General features: G+C 69.7%; 6 protein-coding genes and 1 pseudogene. 3 read left to right on the forward strand and 4 right to left on the reverse strand.

The genetic code is table 11. From position 1 onward, the window contains the following. Positions 1 to 356 (reverse strand): annotated as a pseudogene (locus AC31A1_RS42030) (hypothetical protein); the annotation flags it as partial. A gap of 405 nt (positions 357 to 761) precedes the next feature. Continuing rightward, a complete protein-coding gene (locus AC31A1_RS42035) occupies positions 762 to 2,105 on the reverse strand; it encodes a UDP-glucose dehydrogenase family protein (RefSeq protein ID WP_489658352.1) in 1,344 nt (447 codons plus the stop codon). 178 nt (positions 2,106 to 2,283) lie between these two features. Between AC31A1_RS42035 and AC31A1_RS42040 the strand changes: the two genes are divergently transcribed. Continuing rightward, positions 2,284 to 3,441 (forward strand): acyl-CoA dehydrogenase, encoded by a 1,158-nt coding sequence (locus AC31A1_RS42040; protein ID WP_266769313.1) that lies wholly within the window; start codon positions 2,284 to 2,286, stop codon positions 3,439 to 3,441. A gap of 85 nt (positions 3,442 to 3,526) precedes the next feature. Then, a complete protein-coding gene (locus tag AC31A1_RS42045; RefSeq protein ID WP_489658353.1) occupies positions 3,527 to 4,348 on the forward strand; it encodes a methyltransferase domain-containing protein in 822 nt (273 codons plus the stop codon). Between the two features lie 20 nt (positions 4,349 to 4,368). On the opposite strand, the gene AC31A1_RS42050 is transcribed toward AC31A1_RS42045, so the two are convergent. Beyond that, positions 4,369 to 5,661 carry an LCP family protein gene (locus AC31A1_RS42050; RefSeq protein WP_393751841.1) on the reverse strand — a complete coding sequence of 431 codons (1,293 nt, stop codon included), beginning with the start codon at positions 5,659 to 5,661 and terminating at the stop codon, positions 4,369 to 4,371. Positions 5,662 to 5,779: 118 nt separating this feature from the next. Here AC31A1_RS42050 and AC31A1_RS42055 point away from each other — a divergent pair, with 118 nt between their 5' ends. Next, complete coding sequence (locus AC31A1_RS42055; protein ID WP_489658354.1) at positions 5,780 to 6,304, forward strand: acyl-CoA thioesterase; 525 nt, start codon at positions 5,780 to 5,782, stop codon at positions 6,302 to 6,304. Positions 6,305 to 6,337: 33 nt separating this feature from the next. Here AC31A1_RS42055 and AC31A1_RS42060 read toward each other — a convergent pair whose 3' ends face one another. Further along, positions 6,338 to 7,774: an LCP family protein gene (locus tag AC31A1_RS42060; RefSeq protein ID WP_489658355.1), complete on the reverse strand. Its 1,437-nt coding sequence runs from the start codon at positions 7,772 to 7,774 to the stop codon at positions 6,338 to 6,340. Positions 7,775 to 7,786 lie beyond the last annotated feature (12 nt).

A 7,786-nucleotide genomic window follows, 5' to 3' on the forward strand; every position in this document is an offset into this window, starting at 1 on the left:
GCCGTGGGCCCGTAGGTGGGCGAGGTGCCGTGGTCGTGACCGGTGCCGGTCTGCCCGGTGCCGACGCCCGTGCCGGTCCCCGAGCCCGTGTAGCCGGAGATCGGGAACACCCCGGCGTCGCCCGGGACTTGGGCCTGCGAACCGCCCGGGGCGGAGTCGGCCGGCACCGATGCGGCGGCCGGCGGTGCGGTGGCGGCGGGCGGCGTGGCGGCGGGAGCGGCGGCCTCGCCGGAGGCCGTGGGAGCGCCGATGCCCGACGCGTAGCCGAGCACGATCACCACGGCTCCGACCAGCGCGCCCGCGATCAGCTCGTCGCGGTGATCTCTCGGCCACTCCGCCCGGCGGAACAAGGGCATGATGAGACACTCCTGGCATGCTCAGATCAATCCAACCGCGGAATGCGGCGAACGCGACTCAGTGCAGTGGAATGCGGATTCCCCGTGACTACGGGCCAGTTAACCGCCTGTTGCCTACCTCTCTTTCGGGTGCGGCCCGACTGTGAGATCGGGTGACATCGACGTTATTCCGCGCAATGCGAATGTGAAGAAAGCGCGCAGAGGCAGAGCGATTCCCACACATGACGAGAATGGGATGCGAATCCGGTCCGCGGATTCCCGAAGATGGCATATGCCAGTGTGTGCGTACGGCCGTACAGGCCTCAGAACCCAAGCCCGGCCCGGGCGGTACGGCACTGCGCGGCCTCCCGGAATTCCGGGAGGCCGCGCAGTGAGGTACTTCAGAAGCCCCCGTTCCCGGGGTTGTTATGCGGTGGGCCGGCCCATCGCCCGGTAAGTCCAGCCGGCCTTCCGCCACAGTTCCGGGTCGAGCGCATTCCGCCCGTCGAGAATGAGCCGGGCCCGCACGCCTTCGCCGAGTTCCGCCGGGTCCAGCTCCCGGAATTCCCGCCACTCCGTCAGGTGCAGGACGACATCGGCACCCCGCACGGCCTCCACGGCGGTGTCGGCGTACCCGAGCGTCGGGAAGAGCCGTCGGGCGTTGTCCATGCCCTTCGGGTCGTACACCGTGACCTGGCCGCCCTGGAGGTGGATCTGGCCGGCGACGTTCAGCGCGGGGGAGTCGCGGACGTCGTCGGAGTCCGGCTTGAAGGTCGCGCCGAGGACGGCGACCCGCTTGCCGAGGAAAGAGCCGCCGCCGAGCGCCTCGCGGGTCATCTCCACCATCGCCCCGCGGCGCCGCATGTTGATGGAGTCGATCTCGCGCAGGAAGGTCAGCGCCTGGTCGGCACCCAGCTCACCGGCGCGCGCCATGAACGCCCGGATGTCCTTCGGGAGGCAGCCGCCGCCGAAACCGATCCCCGCCCTCAGGAACTTCTTCCCGATCCGCTCGTCGTGCCCGATCGCCTCGGCCAGCTTCACGACATCGCCGTTCCCGGCCTCGCAGACCTCGGCCATCGCGTTGATGAAGGAGATCTTCGTGGCGAGGAAGGAGTTCGCGGCGGTCTTCACCAGCTCGGCGGTCGGGAAGTCCGTCACGACGAACGGCGACCCGGCCCCGACCGGCGTCGCGTACACCTCGCGCAACAGCTTCTCGGCCCGCTCGCTCCGTACGCCGACCACGATCCGGTCCGGACGCAGCGTGTCCTGGACGGCGAAGCCCTCGCGCAGGAACTCCGGGTTCCAGGCCAGCTCGGCGTCCTCGCCGACGGGCGCGTGCTCGGCCAGATACGCGGCCAGCCGGTCCGCGGAGCCCACCGGCACGGTGGACTTGCCGACGACGAGCGCGGGGCGGGTGAGGTGCGGGGCGAGCAGCTCGAAGGCCCGGTCGACGTACGACATGTCGCAGGCGTACTCGCCGTGCTTCTGTGGGGTGTTCGTGCACATGAAGTGGACGTCGCCGAACTCCGCGACCTCGGCCCAGTCCATGGTGAAGCGCAGCCGCCCGGTGGAGCCCTCGATCCCGGCGACGTGCTTGCGCAACAGCTCCTCAAGGCCCGGTTCGTACATCGGGACCTCACCCCGCTGAAGCATCGCGATCTTCTCGGGGACGACGTCCAGCCCCAGCACCTCGTAGCCCAGCTCGGCCATGGCCGCGGCGTGCGTTGCGCCGAGATAGCCGGTGCCGATCACGGTGATCTTGAGGGCCATGAGTGCTCCAGAAGGGGTACGGGGGCGATGCGCGCCCGAGCATAACCGGCGCTCTCACCGGGCACCTTTCCCCCTGTCGCCAAGCTCACGTATCCCTCCCGTGGGCGGGCCCCTAAAATTTGGGTTACTTAACGGTAATTAGCACTGTGATCACAGCGTCCTTGGAGCGTGAGAGACCTTGGCCGGATCGGCTGACTTCGACCTGTACCGCCCGTCGGAGGAGCACGACATGCTCCGCGACGCGATCCGCTCCCTGGCCGAGGCGAAGATCGCGCCGTACGCCGCAGCGGTCGACGAGGAGTCCCGCTTCCCGCAGGAGGCCCTGGACGCGCTCGTCGCGAACGACCTGCACGCCGTCCACGTACCCGAGGAGTACGGCGGCACCGGCGCGGACGCGCTGGCCACGGTGATCGTGATCGAGGAGGTGGCACGCGTGTGTGCCTCCTCCTCCCTCATCCCCGCGGTGAACAAACTGGGCTCGCTCCCCGTGATCCTCTCGGGCTCCGAGGACCTGAAGAAGCGGTACATGACCCCGCTCGCCAAGGGCGACGCGATGTTCTCGTACGCCCTCTCCGAGCCGGACGCGGGCTCCGACGCGGCCGGCATGAAGACGAAGGCGGTCCGCGACGGCGACCACTACGTCCTCAACGGCGTGAAGCGCTGGATCACGAACGCGGGCGTGAGCGAGTACTACACGGTGATGGCGGTGACGGACCCCGAGAAGCGCTCCAAGGGCATCTCCGCGTTCGTCGTCGAGAAGTCCGACGAGGGCGTCTCCTTCGGTGCCCCGGAGAAGAAGCTCGGCATCAAGGGCTCCCCGACCCGCGAGGTCTACCTCGACAACGTCCGCATCCCGGCCGACCGCATGATCGGCGCGGAGGGCACCGGCTTCGCCACGGCGATGAAGACCCTGGACCACACCCGCATCACCATCGCGGCCCAGGCCCTCGGCATCGCCCAGGGCGCCCTCGACTACGCCAAGGGCTACGTCAAGGAACGCAAGCAGTTCGGCAAGCCCATCGCCGACTTCCAGGGCATCCAGTTCATGCTCGCCGACATGGCCATGAAGATCGAGGCCGCCCGCGCCCTCACCTACCAGGCCGCGGCCGCATCGGAACGCGGCGACAAGAACCTCACCTTCCAGGGCGCCGCCGCCAAGTGCTTCGCCTCGGACGTCGCCATGGAGGTCACGGTCGACGCCGTCCAACTCCTCGGCGGCTACGGCTACACCCGCGACTACCCGGTCGAGCGCATGATGCGCGACGCGAAGATCACCCAGATCTACGAGGGCACGAACCAGGTCCAGCGCATCGTCATGGCGCGCAACCTGCCGTAGCCGACGGGCAGTTACGAGCAGTATCGAGGGCACCTCCGGTCTTCTGGCGGGTGCCCTCACCGTTTCGTCGGACAGACTGCGGCCCATGACCGACCCGATACAGACCCAGGCCGCCTTCGACACCGCCGAACGCACCATGTGGGCCGGCCGAGCCCACGCCTACGCGGCGAGCTTCGCGCGGCTCTGCGCGCACCCCGTGGAGCGCCTGCTGGACGCGGCGCAGGTCGAGACGGGGACGTACGTCCTCGACGTCGGCACCGGGACCGGTACGGCGGCCCTGGCCGCGCTGGCGCGGGGCGCGCGGGTGTCTGCCGTGGACGCCGATGCCAGGATGGTTGCGGTCGCGCGGGCGGCGGGGGTGGAGGCGCGGGTGGCCGCACTGCCCCAACTGCCCTTCCCTGACGCCGAGTTCGAGGCAGTCGTAGCCAACTTCGTCGTCAACCACGTCGGCCGCCCCCGCGCGGCCCTCGCCGAACTGCGCCGCGTGCTGAAGCCGGGCGGCCGGGTCGCGCTGACCCTCTGGGGTGCTCGGAGGGGCGCCGGGCAGGAGCTGTTCGGGCGGGCCTTCGCGGCGGCGGGGGCCGTGATCCCCGCGGATCTGCCCCGGCTCGACCCGGCCGAGGACTTCGCGCGTACGGCGGACGGGTTCGCTGAGCTGCTCCGCGAGGCGGGCTTCACGGACGCCCAGGCCCGCGTGCTGGAGTGGGACCACCGCACCACCGTCGGCGAGTGGTGGGGCGGGCCGGCCGCCGGTGTCGCCACCGCCGGGCTCGTCCTCACCTCGCAGGACGAGGCGACGGTCGTAAGGACCAGGCGGGAGTACGAGCGGCTGGCCGGTGAATTCGCCGTAGGGGGAGACGAGTTGGCCCTGCCGCACATCGCCTTGGTGGCGTGCGGCAGGGCCTGACACAACCCGGTCCCAGTCCCTCAGTTGCCGGAGACTGTCACCTTCTGGTCGTTGTTCAGCTCGTTCACCAGCGTCTTCACCTTCGCCTTGTCCCAGACGAGGTTGCCGCCGGTGGAGCCGGAGATCGGCATGTTCATGGAGGTGCCGTCGCCGCCGCTGACGCCCTTCATGGCCCAGAACATGGACGCGAGGTCCCAGAGGGACATGTCCTTGTCGACCGAGAGGGAGTCCAGGCCCGCGCCGAGCGTCGGGTAGAGCTTGAAGGGGTTCAGGAGGGTGCCCGGGGTCGCCACCTGGTGGGCCAGGGCCGACAGGAACTTCTGCTGGTTCTTCGTGCGCTGGAGGTCGGACGCGGCGAACGCGTGCCGGGTGCGGACGAAGGCCAGGGCCTCCTCGCCGTTCAGGGTCTGCTTGCCGGCCTTGAAGTCGGCGCCCGAGTACGAGTCCTTGAAGCCCTTGTCGATGTCGATCGTGACCCCGCCGACCGCGTCCACAATGTCCGCGAAGCCGTTGAAGCCGATCTCGACGTAGTGGTCGATGTGCAGGCCCATGTTGTACTCGACCGTGCGGACGAGCAGCGTCGGGCCGTCCTCCGCGTACGCCGCGTTGAGCTTCGTCTGGCGGCCCGTGTTCTGGTACGTCTTGCCGGACGTGGAGCCCACGTACGACGGGATCGTGACGTTCGAGTCGCGCGGCAGCGAGATCAGCGTGTCGCCGCTGTCGCCCACGTGCAGGATCATCATCGAGTCCGTGCGCTTGCCCGCGGCGGAGCCGGTGTGCAGCTTCTTCTTCTCGGCCGCGGTCAGCCCCTCGCGGCTGTCGGAACCGACGATCAGGTAGTTCGTGCCGTCGCCCGCCTCCGGCCGGTCGATCACCTTCGACAGGTCGACGTCGCGGTTCAGCTTGGAGTCGGCCCAGAAGTAGGTCGCCACCGAGGTCACGACCAGCACGGTGACCAGGGTGATCGCACCCCACTTGATACGACGGCGCCAGTTCGGCGCGCGGCGCGGGCCGCGGCCGCCGGGGCCCTCGGGTCCGCCCGGCCCGCCACCGCCGTAGACCTGGCCGGTGTTGTAGCCGTCGTACCCGTTGTTGTCGTAGCCGCCCTGGCCGTAGCCGTTCTGGCCCTCGTCATAGCCCTGGCCGCCCGTGTACGACGGCTGCGGCGGGACTCCGGCGCCGTACGGCGGGGCCTGCGGGCCGCGTCGTACCTGGCGCATCACTCGTGCGCTTTCCGGCTGTGCGTTCGCGCTGCCGCGTCCGTACTGATTGCCGCGGTCGTCGCCGGACCATGCCTCGGGCCAATCGTTCATGGGGCCCAGTGTGCAGGTAGCGGCTATGTCGTTTACAAGGGTCGTAGGAAAATCAGGGCACTGCTGTTGCGAAGCCAACACAAAGTCCGCAGATGTCCACTCACATAGGGTGGCGTCCATGACAGATCTGCCGGGCAAGCCGACGTCCGCCTCCCGGACCACCCTCAGCCACATCATGACCAACGCCGACACGAACCTGCTGGGGACGGTGCACGGCGGGGTCGTCATGAAGCTGGTCGACGACGCGGCGGGCGCCGTCGCCGGGCGGCACAGCGGCGGACCGGCCGTCACCGCGTCGATGGACGAGATGGTGTTCCTGGAACCCGTCCGCGTCGGCGACCTCGTCCATGTGAAGGCGCAGGTCAACTGGACCGGGCGGAGCTCCATGGAGGTCGGCGTACGGGTCATGGCCGAGCGGTGGAACGAGTCGACCCCGGCCACCCAGGTCGGCTCCGCGTATCTCGTCTTCGCCGCCGTCGACGCCACCGGCAAGCCCCGCGCGGTGCCGCCGGTCCTCCCGGAGACGGAGCGCGACGAGCGCCGCTACCAGGAGGCCCAGATCCGCCGCACCCACCGCCTGGCCCGCCGCCGCGCCATCATGGAGCTGCGCGAGAAGCGGGCCGCGGAGGGTCTCGATTTCTGAAATGTGACACCCGACCCCCCGACTGTCACATTTTCAGGAACACCCCACCTCGTCCCCGGTCGCCACCCCGAACTCGCCCTGCTGCACATCCGTCGCCCGCACCCGCGTGACCTGCTTGAAGTCGCTCCCGGCGATCACCTTCAGCACCGGCCCCTGCCCCTTCACCGCCCGCAGTTCGCTCCCGGGCAGCGCCGCCGCGAGGGACTTCGCTGAACGGTCCCAGCGGGGGTCGTAGGCGACGACCGTCCGTCGTACGGCGTGGTCGGCCGCGCTCGTCGGCTGGTGCGTCGTGCGGAAGCCGGTCGCCGCCAGTGCCGCGTCGACGCGCTTGCCGAGACCGCCGGTCGCCGTCCCGTTCTCCACCTGGACCTGGATCTGCTGCGGGGCCACGTCCACCTTCACGGCGTTGGCGCGCGCCGCTTTGTGCACGGTCAGGGGCTTGTCGTCGCGCAGGGCCTGGAAGAGCTTGGCCGCCTTCGGCTCGTCCCACTTCAGGGTGGAGCCGATGCCCTTGACGACGTATCCCATCTGCCCGATGGGGACCGTGGTGAACTCGGAGGAGGACGGGGAGAAGGTGCGCATCGCGCGGCCCAGGTCGAGCAGTTCGTCGGTGCCGAAGCCCTTGTCCGCGCGGACGGAGCCGAGCACGGCCTGGGTCACGTCACGGAACTTCAGCGGGTTCAGCAGAACCCCGGAGGAGGTGGCCTGGTCGATCAGCGCCGCCAGGAAACGCTGCTGGCGCTTCATCCGGCCGAGGTCGGAGGCGCCGTCGACGTGCCGCGAGCGGACGTACTGGAGGGCCTGCCCGCCCATCAGGGTGTGCGTGCCGGCGGGGAGATCGAGGCCCGTGTACGAGTCCTTCAGGGGTTCGGCGGTGCAGATCTTCACCCCGCCGAGGACGTCGACGGTCTTCATGAAGCTGGTGAAGTCCACCTCCAGGTAGTGGTCGATCTTCACGTGGGTCATGGACTCGACGGTCTGGACGGTGAGGTTGGGGCCGCCCTCCGCGTACGCCGCGTTGATCTTGATGGGGTGCGGGCCGTGGTGCTCGCCGGTGGTCTGGTCGACGTGCGGGGGTGTCATGGCGTAGGAGTCGCGGGGGAGGCTGACCACGCTGGCGCGCTCCCGGTCCTCCGAGATGTGCACGATCATGATCGTGTCGGTGCAGTGGCAGGGCGCGCCGCCGAGGTGGTACTCGCGCCGCTCCGCCTCGGTGATCTTGTCGCGGCCGTCGGTGCCGACGAGCAGGACGTTCATGCCGTGGCCCGCGCGCGGGCGGTTCTTCATGTCCTTGAAGGGGTCGACGCGGGCGATGTCCGCGTCGAGGCTGGTGACCACCGCGTGCCCGATCCCGGCGGACGCGAGCACCACCACGGACAGCGTGGTCGCCGCCCGCATGGCCCAGCGCGGCTTCTTCTTCGGTCGTACGGGTGGCCGTGGGCGCCGCTGCGGTGGACGGGCGGCGACCACGCTGTCCGTGGT

The sequence above is a fragment of the Streptomyces sp. P5F9 genome (assembly GCF_057961495.1).